We start from the raw sequence: 1,101 nt of genomic DNA on the forward strand, positions 1-1,101 counted from the left end.
ATGTAATGCTTGCTATTTTTATATAAAATAAAAATAGCAGTAAACTTTCTAAGAAAGTTTACTGCTATTTATTTTATACATTAAGTAATTTATATAATTCTTTACATTTATCTTTATCCATTGCTGGAACACCATCTAATCTGTATTTTATTTTCATGTTTTCATATTTGTTTACACCAAGTAAATGATATGGAAGTAATTCTATTTTTTCAACATTATTTAAAGTCTTAATGAAATCTCCTAATGAAGTTATATATTCTTCACTATCTGTCATTCCTGGAACAACAACTTGTCTTATCCATATTTTTGTATTACATTTCTTACATGCCTCTAAGAATTTTAAACTTTCCTCTATATTAATTCCAGTCATTTCTTTATATCCTTCTTTTGTAATATGCTTTACATCAAAAAGAACTAAATCTGTATACTTTAATATTTCTTCATAGTTTCCAAATCCTACGCCTGATGTATCTATTGTAGTATGTATTCCTTTTTCTTTACAAAGTCTTAAACACTCTTTTAAAAACTCTGGTTGTCTTAAAGGATCTCCTCCTGAAAAAGTAACCCCTCCTCCAGATCTCTCAAAATAACTTCTAAATCTAGCAATTTTATTTACTAATTCTTCTGGAGTAAATTCTAATGCTTCATCACTTTTATCACTCCAAGTATCTGGATTATGACAATATTGACATCTTAATGCACATCCTTGCATAAATACTACAACTCTAATACCAGGTCCATCAACTAATCCCATTGTTTCTATTGAATGTATTGTTCCTTTTAACATATTCCATCCTCCATATTATCTATAAGTTTATGTTAAATATTCTTTTGATTTATTAAATAATAAAAGAAAAAACTATTCTCTCATAAAATTACTTTTTTATTTAATTCATTATTATTATACAACGTAACTCTAATTTTGTTAATACCTTCATGTAATCATTATCTATTCATAATTATTATTGTTTATTTCAATATTAAAAATCACTTTTTTATTATTAAATTTTATAAATTTTACTTTTTTATAATTACATTTAAACTAAATTAATATAATTTTATCTTTATTGATTTTATATGTATTTTTTTCTGTTGTTTACC

Annotated in this window: 1 protein-coding gene; it reads right to left on the bottom strand. The window is 23.8% G+C overall.

Annotation, left to right across the window (positions count from 1 at the left end):
* Nucleotides 1-73 precede the first annotated feature (73 nt).
* The gene (gene pflA, locus I4V51_RS20890; RefSeq protein ID WP_195990356.1) at nt 74-787 is read right to left on the bottom strand and encodes a pyruvate formate-lyase-activating protein; all 714 of its coding nucleotides are present in this window, start codon (nt 785-787) and stop codon (nt 74-76) included.
* Nucleotides 788-1,101 lie beyond the last annotated feature (314 nt).

Origin of the sequence: Clostridium sp. D53t1_180928_C8, assembly GCF_015667795.1 — a bacterium.
Classification (GTDB): Bacteria; Bacillota; Clostridia; order Clostridiales; family Clostridiaceae; genus Clostridium.